Origin of the sequence: Geodermatophilus amargosae, from assembly GCF_900116515.1 — a bacterium.
GTDB classification, from domain to species: Bacteria; Actinomycetota; Actinomycetes; order Mycobacteriales; family Geodermatophilaceae; genus Geodermatophilus; species Geodermatophilus amargosae.
Map to the genome: position 1 here is coordinate 110455 of NZ_FPBA01000016.1, position 22847 is coordinate 133301.

20 protein-coding genes and 1 rRNA gene are annotated in these 22847 nt (G+C 74.2%); 9 read left to right on the forward strand and 12 right to left on the reverse strand.

Annotated features, from left to right (window positions below):
- The first annotated feature begins 163 nt into the window (after positions 1–163).
- Positions 164–1507 carry a right-handed parallel beta-helix repeat-containing protein gene (locus BM414_RS19170; protein WP_093581937.1) on the forward strand — a complete coding sequence of 448 codons (1344 nt, stop codon included), beginning with the start codon at positions 164–166 and terminating at the stop codon, positions 1505–1507.
- 119 nt (positions 1508–1626) lie between these two features.
- Here the strand turns inward: BM414_RS19170 and BM414_RS19175 are convergent, their stop codons facing one another.
- The 5 genes from BM414_RS19175 to BM414_RS19195 are packed head-to-tail and all read right to left on the reverse strand — an operon-like array spanning position 1627 to position 7652.
- Positions 1627–2307, reverse strand: coding sequence for an SRPBCC family protein (locus BM414_RS19175; protein ID WP_093581939.1), 681 nt, complete (start codon positions 2305–2307; stop codon positions 1627–1629).
- Positions 2304–4730, reverse strand: a complete 2427-nt coding sequence (gene cutA, locus BM414_RS19180) for an aerobic carbon-monoxide dehydrogenase large subunit (RefSeq protein WP_093581941.1) — start codon at positions 4728–4730, stop codon at positions 2304–2306. The genes BM414_RS19175 and cutA overlap by 4 nt, the downstream gene beginning before the upstream one ends.
- The gene (locus BM414_RS19185) at positions 4727–5260 is read right to left on the reverse strand and encodes a (2Fe-2S)-binding protein (RefSeq protein ID WP_093581943.1); all 534 of its coding nucleotides are present in this window, start codon (positions 5258–5260) and stop codon (positions 4727–4729) included. Before BM414_RS19185 ends, cutA begins: the two co-directional genes overlap by 4 nt.
- Positions 5257–6132, reverse strand: a complete 876-nt coding sequence (locus tag BM414_RS19190; RefSeq protein ID WP_093581945.1) for an FAD binding domain-containing protein — start codon at positions 6130–6132, stop codon at positions 5257–5259. The genes BM414_RS19185 and BM414_RS19190 overlap by 4 nt, the downstream gene beginning before the upstream one ends.
- The gene (locus BM414_RS19195; protein ID WP_093581947.1) at positions 6129–7652 is read right to left on the reverse strand and encodes a uracil-xanthine permease family protein; all 1524 of its coding nucleotides are present in this window, start codon (positions 7650–7652) and stop codon (positions 6129–6131) included. The genes BM414_RS19190 and BM414_RS19195 overlap by 4 nt, the downstream gene beginning before the upstream one ends.
- A gap of 183 nt (positions 7653–7835) precedes the next feature.
- On the opposite strand from BM414_RS19195, the gene BM414_RS19200 reads away from it, so the two are divergent.
- Together BM414_RS19200 and BM414_RS19205 are read left to right on the forward strand one after the other, a co-directional pair.
- On the forward strand, positions 7836–9335 hold the full coding sequence (locus BM414_RS19200) for an AllF/FdrA family protein (RefSeq protein WP_245784834.1): 1500 nt from the start codon (positions 7836–7838) through the stop codon (positions 9333–9335).
- Positions 9332–10747, forward strand: a complete 1416-nt coding sequence (locus tag BM414_RS19205) for a YlbE family protein (protein ID WP_093581949.1) — start codon at positions 9332–9334, stop codon at positions 10745–10747. Before BM414_RS19200 ends, BM414_RS19205 begins: the two co-directional genes overlap by 4 nt.
- 151 nt (positions 10748–10898) lie before the next feature.
- Here BM414_RS19205 and BM414_RS19210 read toward each other — a convergent pair whose 3' ends face one another.
- Positions 10899–11564, reverse strand: a complete 666-nt coding sequence (locus tag BM414_RS19210; RefSeq protein WP_093581951.1) for a 3-oxoacid CoA-transferase subunit B — start codon at positions 11562–11564, stop codon at positions 10899–10901.
- The gene (locus BM414_RS19215; protein WP_093581953.1) at positions 11561–12229 is read right to left on the reverse strand and encodes a 3-oxoacid CoA-transferase subunit A; all 669 of its coding nucleotides are present in this window, start codon (positions 12227–12229) and stop codon (positions 11561–11563) included. Before BM414_RS19215 ends, BM414_RS19210 begins: the two co-directional genes overlap by 4 nt.
- A gap of 73 nt (positions 12230–12302) precedes the next feature.
- Between BM414_RS19215 and BM414_RS19220 the strand changes: the two genes are divergently transcribed.
- Both BM414_RS19220 and BM414_RS19225 read left to right on the forward strand, forming a co-directional pair.
- A complete protein-coding gene (locus BM414_RS19220) occupies positions 12303–12908 on the forward strand; it encodes a hypothetical protein (RefSeq protein ID WP_093581955.1) in 606 nt (201 codons plus the stop codon).
- Positions 12905–13456: an RNA 2'-phosphotransferase gene (locus BM414_RS19225; protein ID WP_093582008.1), complete on the forward strand. Its 552-nt coding sequence runs from the start codon at positions 12905–12907 to the stop codon at positions 13454–13456. Before BM414_RS19220 ends, BM414_RS19225 begins: the two co-directional genes overlap by 4 nt.
- 20 nt (positions 13457–13476) lie before the next feature.
- Here the strand turns inward: BM414_RS19225 and BM414_RS19230 are convergent, their stop codons facing one another.
- The 4 genes from BM414_RS19230 to BM414_RS19245 form a co-directional block, all read right to left on the reverse strand.
- On the reverse strand, positions 13477–14370 hold the full coding sequence (locus BM414_RS19230; RefSeq protein WP_093581957.1) for an IS982 family transposase: 894 nt from the start codon (positions 14368–14370) through the stop codon (positions 13477–13479).
- Positions 14371–14400: 30 nt separating this feature from the next.
- Positions 14401–15558 (reverse strand): PP2C family protein-serine/threonine phosphatase, encoded by a 1158-nt coding sequence (locus BM414_RS19235; RefSeq protein ID WP_245784835.1) that lies wholly within the window; start codon positions 15556–15558, stop codon positions 14401–14403.
- Positions 15559–15753: 195 nt separating this feature from the next.
- Positions 15754–16857 carry a barbiturase gene (gene bar / locus BM414_RS19240; protein WP_093581959.1) on the reverse strand — a complete coding sequence of 368 codons (1104 nt, stop codon included), beginning with the start codon at positions 16855–16857 and terminating at the stop codon, positions 15754–15756.
- A 13-nt stretch (positions 16858–16870) separates the two neighbouring features.
- Complete coding sequence (locus BM414_RS19245; RefSeq protein WP_093581961.1) at positions 16871–17815, reverse strand: carbamate kinase; 945 nt, start codon at positions 17813–17815, stop codon at positions 16871–16873.
- Positions 17816–17928: 113 nt separating this feature from the next.
- On the opposite strand from BM414_RS19245, the gene BM414_RS19250 reads away from it, so the two are divergent.
- Positions 17929–18369 carry an SRPBCC family protein gene (locus BM414_RS19250; RefSeq protein ID WP_093581962.1) on the forward strand — a complete coding sequence of 147 codons (441 nt, stop codon included), beginning with the start codon at positions 17929–17931 and terminating at the stop codon, positions 18367–18369.
- A gap of 2 nt (positions 18370–18371) precedes the next feature.
- Here BM414_RS19250 and BM414_RS19255 read toward each other — a convergent pair whose 3' ends face one another.
- On the reverse strand, positions 18372–19190 hold the full coding sequence (locus BM414_RS19255) for a PHP domain-containing protein (RefSeq protein WP_093582012.1): 819 nt from the start codon (positions 19188–19190) through the stop codon (positions 18372–18374).
- A 78-nt stretch (positions 19191–19268) separates the two neighbouring features.
- Here BM414_RS19255 and BM414_RS19260 point away from each other — a divergent pair, with 78 nt between their 5' ends.
- The 3 genes from BM414_RS19260 to BM414_RS19270 form a co-directional block, all read left to right on the forward strand.
- Positions 19269–21509 (forward strand): RecQ family ATP-dependent DNA helicase, encoded by a 2241-nt coding sequence (locus tag BM414_RS19260; RefSeq protein ID WP_093581964.1) that lies wholly within the window; start codon positions 19269–19271, stop codon positions 21507–21509.
- A 39-nt stretch (positions 21510–21548) separates the two neighbouring features.
- Complete coding sequence (locus BM414_RS19265) at positions 21549–22178, forward strand: alpha-ketoglutarate-dependent dioxygenase AlkB (protein WP_093581966.1); 630 nt, start codon at positions 21549–21551, stop codon at positions 22176–22178.
- Between the two features lie 410 nt (positions 22179–22588).
- Positions 22589–22847 (forward strand): 16S ribosomal RNA (locus tag BM414_RS19270); the annotation flags it as partial.

Genomic DNA, 22847 nt, shown 5'->3' on the forward strand with positions numbered 1-22847 from the left:
TCGTACGACCTCCGGCGGGCCCACGTTCACACCTCTGGCCCTCTGGACGCTATGGGGCTCCCGCAGGGATCGTCTGCCGCGTCGCCATGCACCTCACAGGTTCCCCGTGCTGCTGTCCCCAGCTCGAGCGTCTGCCGGGAAGCCGAGCAGAGAGAAGCCACCCATGGACCCATCCACGACGACGAGGACGAGGGCTCCTGCCCGGCACCGCGTCCTGGCAGCGGCCGGCGCAGGGGTCCTGCTCTTCGGTGCTCTCCCGGCCGGCGTCGCCTCCGCGCACGGCGGCGGGCACGTCCTCCGCGTCGGGCCCGGCGAGCAGTTCACGACGATCCAGGCCGCCGTCGACCGTGCCGTCTCCGGCGACACCATCAGGATCGCGCCCGGCAACTACCGAGAGGCCGTCTGCGTCGAGCACGAGGGCCTGACCATCCGCGGCGCCGGCACGGGCCTCACGAACATCGTCTGGCCCGACTGGGAGACCCCGGCCGACCTGCCCGCGCTCACGCCTGACCAGCAGCGGAGACCGTGCTGGGCGGAGCAGGAGCGCGTCGACGGCGAGGACGACCCCGGGACGCTCGCCGACGACGTCTCGGCGCTGTTCTTCCTGGACCCGGACAGCGAGGTTCGGGTCAGCGGCCTGACGACCCGCAACCACCCCGCCAGCGGGATCGTCGCCTGGGGCGCCCGCGGGTTCTCCGTGACCGGCACCTCGGGCTACTGGCACGACCGCTACGGCATCATCGCGCTCGACTCGACGGGCGTCCGGATCACGGGCAACCACGAGATCGGCCTCGACCGGGGCACCGACACGACGCCGAACGCGGGCACCGCCGGCATCTCCGTCGGGGACTCCGACCACGCCGACGCCCGGATCTCCGGCAACCACGTCGAGGCCTACAACCTCGGGATCTTCCTCCGGGAGGCTCGCGGTGGCCGTGTCACCGGGAACGCCCTGTCGGGCAACTGCATCGGCCTGCTGCTCTTCGACGACGTCGCCACCGAGGTGCCCGACCAGACCCGGGACGTCCCGAGCGGCGCCTTCCGGATCACCGGGAACCTGTCGACGGACAACGACCGGTACTGCCTCCAGGGCAGGATGGGCGACCAGCACGTCTCCGGCGTCGGCATGCAGGTGGTCAACGCCGACGACGTGACGATCGCGGGCAACGTCATCGCCGGCAACACGGCCGAGCTGCCGGCGAGCGTGCCGTTCCTCACCAACCCGGCCGGTGGACTGACACTGATCAGCCTGCCCGCCTTCAACGCCCCGCCCGGCGCGAGTGCCGGACCGGTCGAGGACGTCCGGGTGAGCGGCAACTACTTCCGGGACAACGTCGCGCTCGTGCCGGTCGGCGGACCTCCGCCGACCCGCTCCGTGCAGGCACCGGTGGACGTCTTCGTCGGGAGTCCGATGGTCCCACCGCTGCTCGACGCGGGCGAGGGGCTCGAGTTCCGGGGCAACCACTGCGACGTCAGCATCCCGGCGACGATCTGCGACCCGGTATGACCCGCACGTCCACCACCCGAGGGGGGTCCCGGCACCTGTCGGGCCGCCCTCGGCGCGTGTGCCGAGGACACGCCGAGGGCCCTCTCGATCCGGTCGAGACGGCCCTCAGCGCGTGGTCGTCAGCGGCGGCGGCCGAGGAGCCAGCCGACGAGGACGCCGAGCAGGGTGAGGCCCGCGCCGCCCAGCGCACCGACGGCGAGGGTCTGCACGTCCGACGTCGTCGCGGCAGCGGCCGGCGCCCTGCGGGTGAAGACCTGCGGCTCCGCGGCGGCGGCGGCCGGCGCCGAGGCGGCCGCGGCGTCGGTCGCGCTCACCGCGGCCGACGAGGCGCGGGCGGCGGCCGGCGCGGCCTCCACCGGCGCACCCGAGGTCAGCTCCTTGTCCACGGCGGCGAAGAACTGCCCGGCCATCCGCTTGGCGACGCCGGTCATCATCCGCTGCCCGACCCCGGCGACCGGCCCGCCCACGACGGCGTCGGCCGAGTAGGTGAGCGTCGTGCCCTCGTCGGTGGGCTCCAGGTTGATCGTCACCTTGGCCCGGACGTTGCCGGGCGCGCCCGCGCCCGTCGCGTGCATGACGTAGGACGTCGGCCGCTGCTGGTCGGTCAGCTTGACCTCACCGGCGTAGGTGCCGCGGATGGCGCCCACGCCCACCGCGACGTCCATCCGGTACTCGTCCTCCCCGGTCCGCTGCAGCGTCTCGCAGCCGGGGATCGTCCGCGCCAGCACGGCCGGGTCGGTGATGACCGTCCACACCTGCTCGGGCGACCCGTGCAGCACTGCCGAGCCGTCGAGGTTCACGCGGGCACTCCCGTCTGGAGGGACGTCTGCTGGGACGCAGCCGTCCGCTCCGCCGTCTCGTCTCTCATCAGGTCGTAGAGCTCGGTCGGCGAGATCGGCATCGACGCGATCCGCCGTCCGGTGGCGTCCTCGATCGCCGAGGCGATCGCCGCCGTCCCGGGGATGACCCCCGCCTCGCCGGCGCCCTTGATCCCCAGCGGGTTCAGCGGCGACGGCGTCTCCTGGTGGTCGATGACCACGTCGGGGACCTCGGAGGCGTAGGGCATGAGGAAGTCCATGAACGACGCGTTCTGCAGCTGCCCGTCGGCGTCGTAGGCCATCCGCTCGTACAGCGCCCCGCCCACGCCCTGGGCGACGCCGCCGTGCACCTGGCCCTCGACGATCATCGGGTTCACCACGTTGCCGCAGTCGTGCACGACCGCGTAGCGGACGACGTCGATCTCCCAGGTCTGTGGGTCGATCTCCACGACGGCGGCGTGCGCGCCGGAGGCGAACGTCGAGCGGATCGGCGAGTAGTAGTCGCGGTGCTCCAGGCCCGGTGCGTCGCCGGGCGCCACCGGCGGTTTGGAGTCGTCGCCGGGGCCGGCGAACTGGGTGGCCTGCTTGGCCGCCTCGTCGAAGGCGTAGCGCAGCGGGTTGGACAGGACCGCGACCGTGCGCAGCGGGATGGACGCGCCCGGCGTCCCCTTGACCTGCACCAGGCCCTCGTCAATCTCCAGGTCCTCCGGGTTGGCCTCGAGCACCTCGGCCGCGATCCGGATGGCCTTCTCGCGCACCCCGCGGGCCGCGAGCGCGACGGCGTTGCCGCTCATCACCGCGGCGCGCGAGGCGAACGTGCCGACGGCGTAGCCGAAGCGGCGGGTGTCGCCGGTGTGCACCTCGACGTCGTCCATGGACACGCCGAGCTCGGAGGCGACGATCTGGGCGAACACCGTCTCGTGGCCCTGGCCCTGCGACGTCAGCCCGGTGGAGACCAGCACCTTGCCGCTGCCGAGGACCTGCACGTGCCCGCCCTCGTAGGGCCCGGGGCCGGTGCCCTCGACGTAGAGCGCCATGCCGACGCCGAGCAGCTTCCCGCGGGCCTGCGCGTCGGCCCTCAGCGCCGCGGCCTCGTCCCAGCCGACCAGCGCCACCAGCTTGTCCAACAGGCCGGGGTAGTCGCCGGAGTCGTAGATGACCGGCCGGCCGTCCTGGAACGTCAGGTGGTGGTCGTAGGGGAACTGGTCGGGCGTGATCAGGTTCCGCCGGCGGACCTCGGCGCGGTCGAGGCCGAGCGCGTCGGCGACGCGGTCCATGGTCCGCTCCATCGCGTAGCAGCCCTGCGGCCGCCCGGCCCCGCGGTAGGGCGTCACGATGACGGTGTTGGTGTAGACGCTCTCCACGACCACCCGGTAGACGGGCAGCGCGTACGGGCCGACCAGCTGGGTCGCCGTCACGATCGGCACGATGATCCCGTAGGGCGTGTACGCGCCGTTGTCGTGCCAGACGTGCACGTCGAGCGCGGTGATCCGGCCGTCGTCGTCGTACCCGACGGTGATCTCCTGCCGCTGCTGGCGCTCGTGCGCGCTGGAGATGAAGTGCTCGCGACGGTCCTCGGCCCACTTGACCTCGTGGCCGAGCCGGATCGCCGCCATCGGCACCAGCAGCTCCTCGGGCCACGGGTGCACGATCTTGACGCCGAAGCCGCCGCCGACGTCGGGCGCGACCACCTCGACGCGGTCCAGCGACAGCTCGAGCTTCGCCGCGATCGCCGCGCGCACCGACGTCGAGGCCTGGGTGCTCGAGTGGACGCGCAGGCTGGCGTCGTCGGGGTCCCAGCGGGCGTGCACGCCCTTGCCCTCGAGCGGCATGCAGGCGCTGCGCTCGATGTACTGGGTGAAGGAGAGCGTGTGCGGCGAGGCGGCCAGCGTCGGCTCGACGTCGCCGGTCTCCTGGTGGTGCCGCGCCGCGACGTTGTCCGGGATGTCCTCGTGGACGACGGCGCGCGCCTCGCGGGCGGCGTCCACGCCGACGACGACCGGCAGCTCCTCGTAGGTGACGACGATCCGCTCGGCGGCGTCCTCGGCCAGGTACCGGTCGGTGGCCACCACCATGACCACGGGCTCGCCGACGTGGTTGACCATGCCGTTGGCCAGCGCGTAACCGGTGCGCGGCGCGTGCAGCTGCGGGTGGGGGATGAGCACCGGCAGCGGCTCGGCCATCGGGCCGGTGAGGTCCTCGTAGGTGTAGATCGCCACCAGGCCCTCGACGTCGAGTGCCGCCTCGACGTCGACGTCGGTGATGCGGGCGTGCGCGTGCGGGCTGCGGACGAACGCCGCGGCCAGTGCGCCGGCGCCGATGTCGTCGAGGTAGCGGCCCTTGCCGATGATCAGGCGGGCGTCCTCGCGCCGGCGGACCGGCTCCCCGAACAGCTTGGTGGTCACGACGCGTCCTCGCGCATCGTGGCGGCGGCGTGCCGGACGGCCTTCTTGATGTTGGCGTAGCCGGTGCACCGGCAGAGGTTGCCGCCCACGAGCTCGTCGACCTCCTCCTCGGTGATCTCCGCACTCCGGTCCCGCGCCTCGAGCCCGGCGGCGATCGTCACCAGGAAGCCCGGCGTGCAGAACCCGCACTGGAGGGCGTGGCACTCGCGGAAGGCCTCCTGCACCGGGTGGAGCACCTGCCCGCCCTGGTGGTCCTCGCGGGCCAGGCCCTCGACGGTGGTCACCTCGGCGCCGTCGACCTGCACGGCCAGGACCAGGCAGGAGCGCACCGGATCGCCGTCGACCAGCACGGTGCAGGAGCCGCAGACGCCGTGCGCGCAGCCGACGTGCGTGCCGGTCAGCCCGAGGTCGTCGCGCAGCGCGTCGGCCAGCACCCGGCGCACCGGGACGGTCGCCTCGCGGGGCACCCCGTTGACCGTCACGCGGACGGTCCGCTCCGAGTCGATCCGTGGGGTGTCGACGGAGGTCATGCAGCAGTCCTCTCGGCCGCCTCGCGGGCGGCGTCTGTGAGCGTGCGCTCGGTCAGCACGCCCACCAGTAGACGCCGGTAGTCGGCGCTGGCGTGGATGTCGGTGTCGGGGTCGACCAGGGTGCGGGCCAGCGCGCCGGCCGCCGCCCAGTCCGCGCCGTCGACCGGCTTGCCGGCCACCGCCTCGGTCAGGTCGTGCACCTCGGGCACCAGACCGACGGAGATGTAGGACGCCCGGACGGCGGACACCCGGCGGTCCGCGTCGAGGGTCACGACGACGCCGGCGCCGCAGACGGCGTAGTCGCCCTTGCGGCGGGCGATCTCGGCGAAGGCGGTGCCGGAGCGCTCCGGCAGGGCGGGGAAGAAGGCGTCGACGACGACGGCGGGACCGGCGATCGAGGTCTCCAGCGGCCCGACGAACAGGTCCTGCCAGCCGACGGTCGAGCGGCCCTCCGGCGTCGCGACGGTCACCGAGCCGCCGGTGAGCGCCAGCACCGACGTCATCTCGCCGGAGGGGTCGGCGTGCGCGATCGAGCCGACCGTCGTCCCGCGGTTGCGGATCGCCGGGTGGGCGACGTTCGCCGTCGCCCGGGCCAGCAGCGGCTGGACCCCGGCGGCGGTGTCGTCGTGGAGCAGGCGGGCGTGGCGGACCAGGGCACCCACCCGCACGCCGTCCCCGGTGACCTCGACCGTGTCGAGGCCGGGCACCCGGTTGACGTCGACGAGCGTGGCCGGCGCCGCGAGCCGCATCGCCAGCAGCGGCAGCAGCGACTGCCCGCCGGCCAGCACCTTGGCGCCCGGGTCGGCGGCCAGGACGTCGAGCGCCTCCTCGAGGGACCGGGGATCGGCGTAGCGGAAGGGTGCGGGTTTCACCGGTCGAGCGTCCCCTTGCGGGTGTCGACGCCGGGACGGGTGTGGGGGCCTGGCCGGCTGTCGACGCCCGGGCGGCCGACCTCGTCGACCGACGACGGGTCGGAGCCGCCCCGCGCGTCGGCGTAGCCGCCGGCAGGGCCGCCGCCGTGGTGACCCAGGGACGACGCGCTCTCCGGGACGGAGCCCTCGCGCAGGAGCGCGGCCTTCATGTCGGCCGGGGCCAGCGCACGGGCGACGTGCCAGCCGACGACGGCGACGATTGAGCCCAGCGCGATGCCGTTGAGCGAGAAGTCGTCGGTGAAGGTCAGGGTCACGTTGCCGACGCCGATGATGATCCCGGCCGCGAGCGGCACGAGGTTGACCGGGTTGGCGAAGTCGACCCGGTTCTCCTTCCAGATCTTGGCGCCGAGCAGCCCGATCATCCCGTAGAGGACCACGGTGATGCCGCCGAGCACGCCACCCGGGACGATGTTGATCAGCGCGCCGAACTTGGGGATCAGGCCCAGCAGGATCGCGACGAGCGCGGCCACGTAGTAGGCGGCGGTCGAGTAGACCCGCGTGGCGGCCATGACGCCGATGTTCTCGGCGTACGTCGTCGTCGGGGAACCGCCGACCGAGGTGGCGATGACCGTGCCGACGCCGTCCGCGAAGACCGCGCGGCCCATGACCGGGTCGAGGTCGCGCTTGGTCATCTCGGCCACGGCCTTGACGTGGCCGACGTTCTCGGCGACCAGGGCGATGACGGCGGGGATGACCAGCAGGCTGAAGTTCAGCGAGAAGCTGGGCGCGGTGAGGTCCGGCAGGCCGAACCAGTCGGCCTGACCGACGGACTCGAAGTTGATCCGGTCGCGGGTGGACACGGCGCCGGTGCCGTCGGGCGAGGTGATCTGGCCGGCGGTGGCGTCGAGCAGGATCGAGAGCAGGTATCCGAAGACCAGGCCGAGCAGGATGGCGATGCGGGCGAGGAAGCCGCGCAGCGCCAGCGAGGCCACGATGACGAAGGCCATCGTGGCGAGCGCGACCCACTGGTCCTGGGGCCAGTAGACGCCCGCGGCGACGGGAGCCAGGTTGAAGCCGATCAGCATGACGACGGCGCCGGTGACGGCCGGCGGCAGCACCTTGTTGATCAGGCCGAGGCCCGCGAAGTGGATCAGCAGACCGACCAGGGCCAGCACGACGCCGGCGACCAGCAGCGCGCCGACGACGTCGCTGGAGTCCCCGCCGTTGGTGCGGATCGCGGCGACACCGCCGACGAAGGCGGCGCTGGTGCCCAGGTAGCTGGGGACCCGGCCCTTGACGATGAGCAGGAAGACGATCGTCGCGATCCCGCTCATCATGATCGCGAGGTTCGGGTCGAGGCCCATGATGAGCGGGAAGACGAAGGTCGCGCCGAACATGGCGACCACGTGCTGCGCGCCGATGCCCACGGTCAGCGGCCACGACAGCCGCTCGTCGGGGGCCACGGCCTCCCCGAGCGGAGGCGTCCTGCCGTCGCCGTAGAGCTTCCAACCGAACGCCATGGGGCCCTCCTCGACGGGCACGACCGATGCAGTCCGGGAGGTGCCGCCACCCCCGGGAGGCCGTCACAGTGTCACGCGTCTCAGGCTCGCGGAAGTACCTCAGTGCTAAATGGTCGTTACGCGGATGATCGTTGCCGGAGCGATACCTCACCGCTGAGGCATCGGGGCGGTACGGTCTGCCGGGTGAGCGCTCCAGGCCCCGGAGAGGGCGTCCGGCACGTCTCCCTGCGCAGCGGCGTCTACGCCGACTCCGTCCGGTTGATGCAGGTCAGCCGCGACGTCGGCGCGCGCGAGGGGGTCACCGCGGTCCTCGTCGCGATGGCCACCCCGCTCAACGTCGACCTCGCCGCCGGGATGGGGTTCGCACCCGACGAGACGCCGTCGCCCGACCAGTTGCTCATCGCCGTCCGAGCCGTGGACGACGACGCGCTGGCCGCCGCGGTGACCGCCGTCGACGCGGCGCTCGCCGAGCGTGAGCGCTCCCGCGCCACCGCCGACGCCCAGCCCGCGCGCACCATCGCCGCCGGCCTCGACGAACTCGACCCGGGTTCCCCCGGGCTGGCCATCGTCAGCGTCCCCGGGCAGTACGCGGCGCTCGAGGCCGCCGACGCGATCGCCGCCGGTCGCAGCGTCCTGGTCTTCTCCGACGGCGTCCCGGTGGAGCAGGAGGTGGCGCTCAAGCGGGCCGCCCACGAGGCCGGCGTGCTGGTCATGGGCCCCGACTGCGGCACCGCGATCGTGTCGGGCGTCGCGCTCGGCTTCGCCAACGTCGTCCGCCCGGGCCCGGTCGGGGTGGTCGCGGCGTCGGGGACCGGCGCGCAGCAGGTGTCCTGCCTGCTCGACGCGGCCGGCGTCGGCGTCTCGCACGTCCTCGGCGTGGGCGGGCGCGACCTGTCCGAGGCCGTCGGCGGGCTGGCCACCCTCGACGCGCTGGCCGCGCTGGACGCCGACCCGGGCACCGAGCGGGTGCTCGTCGTCTCCAAGCCGCCGGCGCCGTCGGTGGCCGAGGCGGTCGCCCGGGCCGCCGCCGGCCTGTCCACCCCCGTCCGGTCGGCCGCGCTGAGCCCGGAGACGCCCGACCTCACCGCCGCCGTCGAGGCGCTGCTGGGCGACCTGGGGCTCGACGTCCCGGTCTGGCCCTCGCGTCCCGGGCCGGCCGAGGCTGCACTGCCCGGCGCCGTCCTCAAGGGCCTGTACTCCGGCGGCACCCTCGCCGACGAGGCGATGCTGCTGGCCGCCCCGGTGCTCGGGGACGTCCGCTCCAACACCCCGCTGCGTCCCGAGCTCGACCTCGGCACGGACCTGTCCGCCTCCGGGCACGTGGTGGTCGACTTCGGCGACGACGCCCTGACCGTGGGCCGCGCGCACCCGATGATCGACCCGACGCTGCGGCTGGAGGCGATCGCCCGGCTGGCGGCGAGCGGGGAGCCCGCGGTGCTGCTGCTCGACGTCGTCCTCGGCCACGGTGCCGACGCCGACCCCGCCGCCGCGCTGGCGCCCGCGCTCACCGCGGCCCGGGCGCAGGCGCAGCTGCCCGTCGTCGTCGCGCTGGTCGGCACCGAGGCCGACCCGCAGGGCTGGAGCCGGCAGGCCGACGCCCTCGCTGCGGCCGGTGCCGCGGTCTTCGCCTCCAACGCCGCGGCCACGCGGTACGCCCTCGACCTGCTGGGAGCTGCGCGATGAGCCTGGGTGGACTGCTAGACGGGCCGCCGGCCGTCGTCGCGGCGGGGGTCGACGTCTTCTCCGGCGCGTTGCGCGCGCAGGGCGCGTCGGTGGCCGACGTCGACTGGCGGCCGCCGGCGATCGGCGACCCCGCCGACCTCGCCGCGCTGGCCCTCGACCCGCGCCGCGCCGCGGCCAACCGGACGGCGGTCGAGCGGGTGCTCGCCGCGGGCTCGGTGCTGACCGGCGTCCGGCCCGCCCGGGAGACGCTGGGCCTCGAGGGCCGGATCCTGCTGCACTCCGGCCCGCCGCTGACCTGGGAGGCGGCCTCGGGACCGATGCGGGGGGCGCTCATCGGCGCCTGCCTGTTCGAGGGCTGGGCGTCCACGGTCGAGGAGGCGGAGACACTCCTCGCCTCCGGCGGCGTGACGCTCGACCCCTGCCACCACCACTCCGCCGTCGGGCCGATGGCCGGGGTGACCAGCCCGTCGATGTGGACCTGGTGCCTGCAGGACCCGGTCAACGGCGGCCGGGCCTACTGCAACCTCAACGAGGGCCTGGGCAAGGTGCTGCGGATGGGCGCCTTCAACGAGGAGGTGCTCACCCGGCTGGCCTGGATGCGCGACGTCCTCGGCCCGCTGCTGTCCCGCGCCGTGCGCTCGATGGCCGAGCCGCTGGACGCCAAGGCGGTGCTCGCGCAGATGCTGCAGATGGGCGACGAGGGGCACAACCGCAACCGCGCCGGCTCGCTGATGACCCTGCGCGAGCTGTCGCCGGCGCTGGTCGCGCTCGACGCGCCCTCGGCCGACACCGCCGCCGCGCTGCGGTTCATCGGCGGCAACGAGCACTTCTTCCTCAACCTCGGCATGCCGACGGCGAAGCTCGCGATGGACGCCGCCCGCGACGTCCCCGGCTCGACGCTGGTGACCGTCATGGCACGCAACGGCACGGAGTTCGGCATCCAGACGGCGGGCACCGGCGACCGCTGGTTCACCGGCCCCGCCCAGACGCCGGTCGGCCTGTTCCTCGGCGACTACGGCCCCGAGGACGCCAATCCCGACATCGGCGACTCGGCGATCATGGAGACCTACGGCGTCGGCGGCTTCTCGATGGCCGCCGCGCCCGCGATCGTGCGGTTCGTGGGCGGCAGCGTCCCCGACGCGCTGGCGACGACCGAGCGGATGTACCAGCTCACCCTCGCCGAGAACCCGGCGATGGCCATCCCGATCATGGGCTTCCGCGGTGCCCCGACCGGCATCGACGTCCTCGCCGTCGCCCGTACCGGGTGGCTGCCGCAGATCAACACCGGCATGGCCGGCCGGGTGGCCGGCACCGGCCAGGTCGGCGCCGGGCTGGTGCAGCCGCCCCGGGAGTGCTTCGAGCAGGCGCTGGCGGCGCTCGCCCAGGAGGCCCGCGCCGCGACCGCGGCCTGAGCCCGCCCCACCTCTTCCGGCGAGATCGGCGGTCTCGTACGCCCGGACGCCGTTCCGCGTACGAGACCGCCGATCTCGCACGCTCGCTGGAGCGCGCGCCCGCCCGCGAGGAGGTCCCGGTGGTGTGCGAGGAGCAGCTGGTCGTGGAGTACTACTCCCGCTGACCGAGCACCCCGACGTCGTCGGCGAAGGACAGCCGCGCGGCCGTGGCGCCCTGCAGGTCCTCGCGGGTCAGCCCGGCCACCATCTCGCGGACCACGAAGCCCTCCGGGGTGACGTCGATGACGGCCAGGTCGGTGTAGACGCGGTCGACCACGCCGGCGGCCGTGAGCGGGTAGCTGCAGCGCGGCACGAGCTTGGGCTCGCCGGCCTTCGTCGTGTGCGTCGTCATCACCAGCACCCGCTCGGCGCCGACGGCGAGGTCCATCGCGCCGCCGACGGCCGGCGGGTGCGAGGCGTCGTCGGTGGCCCAGTTGGCGAGGTCGCCGTGCTCGGAGACCTGGAAGGCGCCGAGCACGGTGAGGTCGACGTGGCCGCCGCGCATCATCAGGAACGCGTCGGTGTGGTGGAAGAACGCCCCGCCGGGCAGGAGGGTCACCGGCTGCTTGCCGGCGTTGATCAGCTCGGGGTCCTCCTCGCCCGGCGCCGGGGCCGGGCCCATCCCGAGGATGCCGTTCTCCGAGTGGTAGACGACCTCCTTGTCGGAGCCCACGCAGTCGGCGACCAGTGTCGGCAGCCCGATGCCGAGGTTGACGTAGGCGCCGTCGGGGATGTCCCGGGCGATCCGCCGGGCGACGTCCCGCAGGTCCAGCCTCATGCCGCCTCCACCCGCACCACGCGGTCGACGAAGATCCCCGGCGTCACGATCGCCTCGGGGTCCAGCTCGCCCAGCTCCGCGAACTCGTCCACCTGGACGACGGTCAGCGCGGCCGCGGCCGCCATCGTCGGGCCGAAGTTCCGAGCGGCGGTGCGGTAGACGAGGTTGCCCCAGCGGTCGGCACGCGCCGCCTTGACCAGGGCGACGTCGCCGGGCAGGGGTTCCTCGAACACGTGCCGGCGCCCGTCGATCACCCGCACCTCCTTGCCCTCGGCGAGCCGGGTGTCCGCGCCGGTCGGCGTGAAGAACCCGCCGAGGCCAGCGGCCGCGGCCCGCATCCGCTCGCTCAGCGTGCCCTGGGGGACCAGTTCCAGCTCCACCTCGCCGGCGCGCCAGCGCTCCTCGAACCAGATCGAGCCCGCCGAGCGCGGGTACGAGCAGACGATCTTGCGCACCCGGCGCTCGCGCAGCAGCGCGGCGACGTCGGTCTCGCCGGACCCGGCGTTGTTGGTGACGATGGTGAGGTCGGTGGCGCGGCGGTCCAGCAGCGCGTGCACCAGCTCCACCGGGACGCCGGAGGCGCCGAACCCGCCGACCAGCACGGTCGCGCCGTCCTCGATGCCCTCGACGGCGTCGGCCAGGGAGCCGACCCTCTTGTCGATCACGTGTCCCTCCGATCGGTCGGCCTGACGCTAACCGGGTGGCGGGCACGCGGCTCGACGCGCCAGGCTGCCGCCCGTGTGGCACACCGGATCCGACGGCGAGGACGGACCCGACGAGGAGTTCCTGCGTCGGATGGGCCCGCCGGACAACGAGGTCCCGGTGGCCCTGCCGTGGAGCACGGTGCTGGCCCGCACCGGGGACGTCGCCGTCGCCCTCCTCGGCATCCAGGTCTACTCGACCGGGCTGGCCGTGTCCCTGGCGGTGCGGGTGCGCGACCGCCTCTCCCCGTCCTCCGCGCTGTCGGAGCTCGTCTTCGGGCGCGAGGGCTCCGGGCTGCTGCTCGGCGTCGGGTTCGCCGACGGCCGGCGGGTGGCCAGCGGCGGCGTGCCGCGCAATGACCCCGGCCTCGTGTGGCAGCCCGGCAGCGGGTCCGGCGGGAACCGCTCGGTCGACCAGACCTGGTGGCTGTCCCCGCTGCCGCCGGCGGGGCCGCTGACCTTCGTGGTCCGCTGCGCCGAGCTCGGCATCGAGGAGACCGCCACCGAGGTGGACGGCGCGGCGGTCCGTGCGGCCGCAGCCGGCGTGGTCGAGCTGTGGCCCTGGGCGCCGCCCTCGCCGTGGGAGGAGGAGCCCCCGCGCCCGCCGGACCTCCCGCCGGGGTCGTGGTTCGCGGGACCGTGAGGCGCGACGACGTCGTCCGGGTCAGCAAGCGGCTGTCCCACGTCCTCCGGCACCGGCCCGACAGCATCGGCGTGACGCTCGACGAGGCCGGCTGGGTCGACGCCGGTGTGCTGCTCGACGCCCTCGCCGCGCACGGGCTGCCGCTGACCCGGGAGGACCTCGACCGCGTCGTCGCCGGCAACGACAAGAGGCGCTTCGCCTACGACGACGGCGGCACCCGCATCCGCGCCAGCCAGGGGCACAGCGTGCCGGTGGCGCTCGGGTACGCCCCCGAGCCGCCGCCGGCCGTCCTCTTCCACGGCACGCCGGTGCGCACCCTGCCGGCCGTCCTCGCCGAGGGGCTGCGGCCCGGGCGCCGGCACGCGGTGCACCTGAGCCCCGACGAGGCGACCGCCCGGACGGTGGGGGAGCGCCGCGGGCGGGCCGCGGTCCTGCGGGTCGACGCCGCGGGCCTCGCCGCCACCGGGGCGGTCTTCACCCGGTCGGCCAACGGCGTGTGGCTGGTCGACGCCGTGCCGCCGGCCTTCCTCACCGTCCTGGACGGCTAGACGAGTAAGTCCGAACCCGGTCAGTGGTCGTAGGCGATCAGGGATCGGGTGACCGGTTGGCCGGTGGCGCGGTTGTGCCAGATCGCGGCGGTCAACGCCAACAGGCGTTGGGCGATGCGCGTGGTCACGCCGGCGAGGCTGCGGCCGCCGTGCAGTTCCAGGTCGAGTTGGCCTTTGAGGGTGTCGTAGAACGACTCGATCAGCTGCCGGATCGGGGCCAGCAGCGCCTGGCCGGGCCGGGGCGTGCGGTTGCGATAGGAGGGCCGCAGCAGCTCCGCGCCCCGGGCGTGCAGATAGTCGTCGAGCTCCGCGGAGACGTAGCCCGTGTCGGCGATCAGCAGCAGGCCGGAGCGCTCGGCGAGCAGGTCGGCGTCGGCATCCAGCACGCACATGAGCACCTGGCGTTCATCGAGTTTGGGGTCGGCCAGCGCCCAGCTGACCGGCAGCCCGGCCGGGGTGCAGATCAGGTGCAGCCGCAGCCCCCAGAACCAGCGGGAATGCGACGGGCAGTAGCTGTAGCCGGCGATGCCGGCCAGGTCCGACCGCAGGACGGTGGGGCGGGAGCGGGCGCATTCCACCGGGGTGGAGTCGACCAGCCAGACCGGATCGGTCCACAGGTCGGTGTCGGTCGCCAGGACCCGGATGAGGCGCTTGAGCAGCGGTAACGCCGCGCGCAGCCGCTTGTTGTAGCCGGATTGGCCGGGCAGATAGGGAAAGGCTCCGGGCAGCGCGGCGGGCACCAGCCGCAGCCAGCGGGCCTCGGAGTGGATTCCGAGCAGGACTTGGGCCACGGCGAGGGTCAGCAGCTCGGAGTCGGTCAGCCGCGGTGGGCGCTCGGCGCGCACGCGAGAGGCCAGATGGTCGTCGATGCGGACGTAGAGTGCGGTCAGGAGGGTGTTGAGGTCGGTCGTCACAACCCGAGCCTGAACACCCTCCGCCCGCGCCTACAGCGCCCTTCGACCCTCCAGGTCGATAGGACTTACTTGTCTAGGTGCTGACGGCTGGGTCCCGACGGCTGGTCCCGGCGGCTGGGCGGGCACGCGGACGGCGAGCAGTGCGACGTCGTCGTGCGGGGCGGCGCCGGTGACCGCGCCGAGCAGGCCGTCGCAGAGGTCGCCGAGCGACGTCCCGGCCCGCGCCGCGAGCTCGTCGAGGAGCCGGGCCGTGCCCTGGTCGAGCGTGCCGTCCCGCCGCTCGACGAGGCCGTCGGTGTAGAGCAGCAGCGTGTCCCCGGGGCGCAGCGCCAGCTCCGCGTCGGTACGCGGAGCCCCGGGCGCCACGCCGACCAGCCGCTCCGGGGAGCGCTCGAGCAGCCGGGCGGACCCGTCCGCGCCGACCAGCGCCGGCGGCGGGTGGCCGGCGTTGGACCAGCACAGCCTCGCACCCTCCCGGGTGGGGGTCACGGTGGCCACGACGACGGTCGCGAGCGTCGGCGCCGACGGGTGGGCCATGACGCGGTCGAGGGCGGTGAGCACCTGCGCGGGCGAGGTCACGCCGACGGCCACCGCCCGCAGCATCCCGCGGATCTCGGCCATCGCGGCGGCCGCCTGCGGGTCGTGGCCGGCGACGTCGCCGATCACGAGCACGGTGGCGCCGTCCTGGGCCGGGAAGGCGTCGTACCAGTCGCCGCCGACCCGGGTCCCGCGGACGGCGGGCAGGTAGCGGGCCGCCGACTGCAGGTGCGGGACGATCGGCGGCGGGCCGAGCAGGTGCCGCTGCAGCGTCTCGCCGAGCGCCAGGGACGCCCGCACGGACGCCGCCTCGGCGCTCACCCGGGTCAGCTCGGCCTCGCGGCGCAGCCGCAGGGCACAGACGCCGACGGCCACCGCGCCGGCGACGGCGACCGCGGCCAGCCGCACCGCCTGGGCGGGCAGCGCCTCGTCGGTGTACTGGCGGTCGTAGACGCCCAGCACGGCCGCGGCCAGCAGCGCCACGACCCCGTAGGCAGCGGTCGCCCGCCGCCCGGCGAGGGGCGCGGCCACCAGCGGGGAGACGGCGACCAGCCCCAGGACCACCTGCTCGCGCCCGAGGGCGAGGTCGAGGACGACCGGGACGAGGAGGAACAGCAGGGGCAGCCCGTGCACCCGGATGACCCCGTCCACCGCAGTGCCTCCGTGCCGCCGACCCTCGTCCGCCCCGACGTACGTGTCGGATCCGATCGCGGGCCGGAGCTCCCCTGGCCCGGGCGCGGCTCAGGACGGTCCCGCCCCACCGGGTTGATCACGGAGTCGTTGCCGCCGACACGCGGTGACACGCCGGCGCGGGCGGCAACGACTCCGTGATCGACAGCCGAGCGGCTACGCCTTGACGATCGCCGCGACCGGGCCGCCGCCGGACGGGCCCTGGTGCACCGCGGCCACCGACACGAACACCGCCGGGTCGCCGGTGACCGACGCCGTCACGCCGCCGACGGTCGCCTTGATCTGGCGGTGCCAGGAGACGTCGGAGTCGTCGAGCATGGCGTTGCGGCGGCCGCGGACCTTGCCGTCCGGCGAGGCCTCGCACTTGAGGAACACGTTGACCAGGCGGTCGCCCAGGTCGGTGTGGTGCGGTCGCTCGGGCAGCTCGAGGCCGGCGTTGCGGATGGCCGCCCAGATGCCGTCCTGGTCCAGCGCGTCCTTCATCACCGAGTGGCCGACGCGGTAGTTGCCGCCGTGCCCGCGGGCGTTGCCGACGACGACGATCTGCGCCCGGTCCAGCTCCACGCCGGACGAGCAGGAGGCGACGGCGCTGAACAGGGAGAGGTCGCGCATGACCTGCTCCTGCTCCGGCATCTCGATCTCGCCGAGCGCCACCGCGATACCGAGCGCCGTCGTGCCGTTGGAGATGTCCATCGAGCCGTGCGGCTCTTCCAGGATCGTCGTCTGGCCGCGCTCGTGAGCGTCGCGGATCGTGTCGATGGTCAGCAGCGGCGTCTTGGTCTGCACGTAGTGCACGTCGGCCGGGTCGGTGATGCCCGCGGCCTCCATGGCGCGCTTCACGCCCTCGGCGACCTTCTCCACCATCGCGACGCGGCCGATGTCCTCGGGGAGCAGGACGTCGCTCATCGCGTAGCCCACGGTCAGGCGCGGCTCGTCGGTCTTCTCGACCGCGTCCTCGGGCAGCGTCGCGAAGACGGTGGCGTGCGGGCTGATGACGCCGTCGGTGCCACCGGACCAGACGATCGGGATCTCCCCGACCTCCTCCTTCGACCGGGTGCCCTTCTCCAGCAGCACCTCGCGGAAGGCGCGGTCGGCGATGATGCGCGTGTAGTCGTTGATGCCGCCGTTGCCCTCGGTCTTGCCGATGACGGCGACGACCCGGTCGGCCTCCATGACGCCGTCGTCGATGAGCTTGGCCAGCTCGCTGGCGTCGCTCACGTTGTGCAGCGGGACCTTGCGGACCTCGATCGGTGCGGGCACCTGTTCCTCTTCTCTACGCAGCGGTCAGGACGGTGCCGACGGCGTCACCGGTGACGGCGTCGGCGATGTTCTCCAGCGAGGTGACGACGGCCCGGTCGCCGCCGCCCTCCACGAAACGCAGTGCGGCCTCGACCTTCGGGCCCATGCTGCCGCTGCCGAACTCGCCGGCCTCGGCGTGCGCGCGCAGCTCGGCGGGGCTGACCCGGCCCAGCGGGCGGACGGCGTCGGTGCCCCAGCCGAGCACGACGTTCGGGACGTCGGTGGCGACGACGAGGGTGTCCGCGCCGAGCTCGCGGGCGAGCAGGGCGGCGGTGAGGTCCTTGTCGATGACCGCCTCGACGCCGGACAGCGGCCCGCCGCCCTCGACGACGGGCACGCCGCCGCCCCCGGCGCAGACGACGACGAACCCGGCCGCGACCAGCGCCGCGATGGCCGGCGCGTCGACGACCGACCGCGGCTCGGGCGAGGCCACGACCCGCCGCCAGCCGCGCGCGCCGCGGTCCTCCCACCGCTGGCCCAGCGCCACGAAGCGCGCGGCCTCCTCGGCGGGCAGGTAGCGGCCGACCGGCTTCGACGGCGCGAGGAAGTGCGGGTCGGCGGGGTCGACGAGGGTGCGGGTGACCAGGGCCGCCGTCCGCCGGTCCAGCCCGCGCGCGGCCAGGGCGGCGTCGAGCTCGTCGGCGAGGGTGAAGCCGACCGTGGCCTGCGTCTGGGCCACGCACCAGTCCAGCGGCACCGGCGGCACGACCGCGGCGGCCATCTCGTTCTTGACCAGCAGGTTGCCCACCTGTGGCCCGTTGCCGTGGGTGAGGACCACCTCGACGCCCGCCGCGACCACCTCGGCGATCGCGGCAGCGGCGACGGCGAGCGCGGCGCGCTGGGCGGCCGGCGTCGCCGAACCGTCGGGACCGGTCATCGCGTTGCCGCCCAGGGCGATCACGGCACGGCGGGAGGTCACCCGGGGAACGGTAGCGGCAACTGCCTTAGCGGTGAAGTATCCCGGTGCGACGGATCCCGGTCCTGCACGTCGTGGCCGGAGGAGGATCGCGCTGCCACCGGGAGGAGGCCACCGTGCGCATCCACTTCGGTCTGGACACCCGCGCGACGCCGCGCCAGGTCCTCGCCGCCTTCACCGACGTCGGCGACCGCCGCCTCGAGGTGTGGTCGAGGACCCTCGACCCGGCGAAGTACGAGGTCCGCGAGCACGGCGAGGGCTGGGCCGTCGTCCGCGAGGGCAGCGCGGGGGTCCGCCTGTGGGTGCTGCTGCGCTACGAGTGGCCGACCCCCGACCGGGTCACCTGGACGCTGCTCGACAGCGACCACTGCGACCGGGGCGCCGGCGAGATCCGGATCACCCCGCGGGACGAGGGCGGCAGCCACGTCGACGTGACGATGCAGCACGCCGGCGGCAGGGGGTTGCGCGGCCGGGCCGTGCTGCTGACCCAGGGACTGCTCGGTCCGGTCGCGTTCCCCCGGATGTGGCGCGCCGCGCTGGACCGGCTGGCCGGCTGACCTCAGCGGTGCCAGAAGTCGAAGCGGTCGCGGCCCGGGCGGAACCCGGCCGCCTCGACGACGTCGACCGCGAGGTCGAAGCGCTGCCCGACCGCGGCCGGCTGGTGGGCGTCGCTGCCGAAGCTGATCGCCTCGCCGCCCTCCTCGCGGAACCAGCGCACCTGGTCGACCGAGGCCAGCGGGCTGCTGGTGTTCACCTCGAGCGCCCGGCCGGTGCCGGCGAGCGCTCGGAACACCGCGCGGTACTCCTCCTCGTAGTCCTTCTCCACGTACCGGTGCGAGCCGCCGGGCCAGTAGCGCCGCGGGAAGTCCACGTGCGCGAGGACCTGGAAGACGTCGCTGCTCTCGACCATGTCGACGATCTCGGCGAGGTAGCGGCGCATCGTGCCGTCGGCGTCCTGGTACAGCAGCTGCCCGACGCCGTAGAGCCGGTCGCCGTCGTGCAGGGAGTGCAGCGAGCCGAGGACCCGGTCGACGGGCGCGCCGGCCAGGTGGGCGGCGATGCTCGCGGAGAACAGGTGCGGCTCGCCGGCCTCCACGCCGGACCAGATCCGCAGCTCGGGGAACCGCTCGCGGACCTCGGCCAGCTCGGCCCAGTAGCCCTCGGCGTCGATGGGGGCGTGCCGCGAGGCGTGCCGGTCGACCAGGCCGAGCGTGGTGGCCCGGTCGTCGGCTCCCCACACGGTGAAGTCGAGGTGCTCGGTGAAGGCGATCGCCGGCAACCCCAGCGCCACGGCCTGCTCGCAGGCCCGGGCCATCGTCACGCTGCTCGGGGTGTCCCACGACCACCCGGTGTGCACGTGGTTGTCCGGCGGTCGCATCGTCCCCATCCTGCCCGTCGTCCCCAGGTCGCGCTCGGACGGTCCCGCTGTCGGGGGACGCACCTAGTGTCGGCACCCATGAGCACCGTCGCGCCGCCGTCCGACTCCGTCGACAGTGCTGTGGCCGCCGAGGCCCTCGGGGTCCTCCGCGAGCTGACCGGCCGGCCCGACGCGGTCTTCCGCGAGGGCCAGGACGCCGCCGTCACCGCGCTGGTCGAGCGCTCCGAGCGCGCGCTGGTCGTGCAGCGCACCGGGTGGGGCAAGTCGGCGGTCTACTTCGTCTCCACCGCGCTGCTGCGCCGGCGCGGCGCCGGCCCCACCCTCCTGGTCAGCCCGCTGCTCGCGCTCATGCGCGACCAGGTGGCAGCCGCCGCTCGGGCCGGCATCCGCGCCGTCGAGATCTCCAGCGCCAACGCCACCGAGTGGGACGACGTCGCAGCCGCCCTGGCCGCCGACGAGGTCGACGTCCTGCTCGTCTCCCCGGAACGGCTCACCAACCCGCGCTTCCGCGAGGAGCAGCTGCCCGGCCTGGTCGCCCGCTGCGGCCTGCTCGTCGTCGACGAGGCGCACTGCGTCTCCGACTGGGGCCACGACTTCCGTCCCGACTACCGCCGCATCCGCGACCTGCTGGGCACCCTCCCGCCGGCCACGCCGGTCCTGGCGACGACGGCCACGGCCAACGAGCGCGTGGTCGCCGACGTCGCCGAGCAGCTCGGCGCCGGTGGCGTCGGGGTGACCACGGTCCGCGGCCCGCTGGCGCGCGACTCGCTGCGCCTGGGCGTCCTGCGCCTGCCCACCGACCGCGCGCGGCTGGCCTGGCTGGCCGCCCACGTCGGGGACCTCCCGGGCAGCGGCATCGTCTACACGCTCACGGTCGCCGCCGCCGAGGAGACGGCGGGGCTGCTGCGCGACGCCGGGCACGACGTGCGCGCCTACACCGGCCGCCTCGACGACGCCGACCGCAAGGAGGCCGAGGAGGCGCTGCGGGAGAACCGCGTGAAGGCGCTGGTGGCCACCTCGGCGCTGGGCATGGGCTTCGACAAGCCCGACCTCGGCTTCGTCGTCCACCTCGGGGCGCCGTCGTCGCCGGTCAGCTACTACCAGCAGGTGGGCCGCGCCGGCCGCGCCGTCGAGCACGCCGACGTCCTGCTCCTGCCCGGACCCGAGGACCTCGCGATCTGGCAGTGGTTCGCCACCTCGTCCATGCCGCGCGAGGACCACGCCGCCGCCGTCCTGACCGCGATGGCCGACGGGAAGGCGTGGTCGGTGGCGCGGCTGGAGACGGTGGCCGACGTCCGCCGTTCCCGGCTCGAGCTGCTGCTCAAGGTCCTCGCCGTCGACGGGGCCGTGGAGCGGGTCCAGGGCGGCTGGCGGTCCACCGGCCGCCCCTGGGTCTACGACGGCGACCGCTACGCCCGCGTCGCGCGCACCCGCGAGACCGAGCAGCGGGCGATGATCACCTACGCCAAGCCGGTCGACGAGGCGCGCTGCCGGATGGCCTTCCTCCAGGAGGCGCTCGACGACCCGACCGCCGCACCGTGCGGCCGCTGCGACGTCTGCGCCGGCCCCTGGTACCCGACCGACGTCCCGCAGGGGGCTGCGGAGGCCGCCTCGGCCGCGCTCGACCGCCCGGGCGTCGAGCTGGCTCCGCGCGCCCAGTGGCCCACTGGCGCCGACCGGCTGGGGGTGGAGGTCAAGGGCAAGATCGCCGCCGGCGAGCTGCTCGACCCGGGCCGGGCCGTCGCCCGGCTCACCGACCTCGGCTGGGGTCAGCGGCTGCGCACCCTGCTCGGTGACGACGGCGTGGGCGGCACGGTGACCCTCGACCTCGAGGCCCCGAGCCTGGAGGAGGACCCCGACGCCGCCTTCGACGTCCCCGTGCAGCGGTCGCTCTCCGACGTCCCTCCCGACGAGGAGCTGCTGCGGGCCTGCGCCCGCGTGCTGGGCGCGTGGGACTGGTCGGAGCGGCCGGCCGCCGTGGTCGCCGTCCCCTCCCGCCGCCGGCCGCGGCTGGTCACCGGGGTGGCGCAGGGGCTCGCGCGGCTGGGCCGGTTGCCGTACCTGGGGGAGATGTCGCTCGCCCACGGCGGGCCGACCGGCGGACCGGGCGGCAACAGCGCCTTCCGGCTGGCGGGGGTGTGGCAGCGGCTCGTCGTCGGGCCGGAGCTGCGGTCGCGGCTCGACGAGCTGGGCGCGGTGCCGGTCCTGCTCGTCGACGACCTCGCCGACTCCCGCTGGACCATGACGGTGGCCGGCCGGGAACTGCGGCTGGCGGGCGCCTCCCGCGTCCTGCCCTTCGCGCTGGCCCTGACCGCGTAGGGGCTCGTACACCTGTTCGATCCCGCGTAGCCTGCCGCCATGACGCTCGCGCACCAGCCGTCGATGTTCGACGTCGCCGAGGAGGCCGCGCTCACGCCGCTGTGGGGTCGGATCCGGCGCCACGTGCTCAGCCGCGGAGCGTGGGTCGACCACCTCCCGGGCTGGGTCAGCGGTTCCGACGAGGTGCTCGAGGTGCTCCTCGGGGACATCGGCTGGCGGGCCGATCGCCGGCAGATGTACGACCGCGAGGTCGCCGTCCCGCGACTCCTGCGCTGGTACGGCCAGGGTGAGGCCCTGCCGCACGCGCTGCTCACCGCGGCCCGCACCGCGCTGGACGCCCACTACGCGCCGGAGCTCGGCGAACCGTTCGTCACCGCGGGCATGTGCCTGTACCGGGACGGCCGCGACAGCGTGGCCTGGCACGGTGACCGGCTGGGCCGCAGCCGCACCGAGGACACGATGGTCGCGATCGTCTCCTTCGGGTCGCCCCGGCCGCTGCTCCTCCGGCCCGTCGGCGGCGGGGAGGGGCGGCGCTTCACCCTGGGTCACGGAGACCTCGTGGTCATGGGCGGCTCGTGCCAGCGCACCTGGGAGCACTGCATCCCGAAGACGACGCGGCCGGTCGGACCACGGGTGAGCGTCCAGTTCCGCCCGTCCGGCGTGGCGTGACCGAGCGGGATGCGCGCCGTCCCCATGCCGCTGAACGACTTGCCCGGAACGGGCCCCCGGGGTCGGACGGGCACGCAAGGGACCCCGCTGCACGGGCCCCCGGGGGCGTGTATGGTCCTTCCTGCACCGAGCGAGAACGGACCGGGCCGCCAGCCTGGTCAACCGCCGGACGAACCCACGAGGTTCGACTGCTGCGGAGCTGGTGTACAGTGGTGACACCGCCTCGAACAAGGGCCGAAAAGGTCCGAGTACGAGCGCGTCCGCTCCTTGAGAACTCAACAGCGTGCCGAAAGTCAGTGCCAAGTAGTACCCCGTGGCCTGGTCGGGCTTTGTGTCTGGTCGGGTCTTGGGTTCCTTTGGTTGATTGATCGAGATCTGTCAGGTCTCGGTTCTCAGCCGGTGATTGAACATCTACGGAGAGTTTGATCCTGGCTCAGGACGAACGCTGGCGGCGTGCTTAACACATGCAAGTCGAACGGTGAACCGCTTCGGTGGGGATCAGTGGCGAACGGGTGAGTAACACGTGGGCAACCTGCCCCCGGCTCTGGGATAACTCCAAGAAATTGGGGCTAATACCGGATGGTCACCGCGCACCGCATGGTGGGTGGTGGAAAGGGTTTCCGGCTGGGGATGGGCCCGCGGCCTATCAGCTTGTTGGTGGGGTAGTGG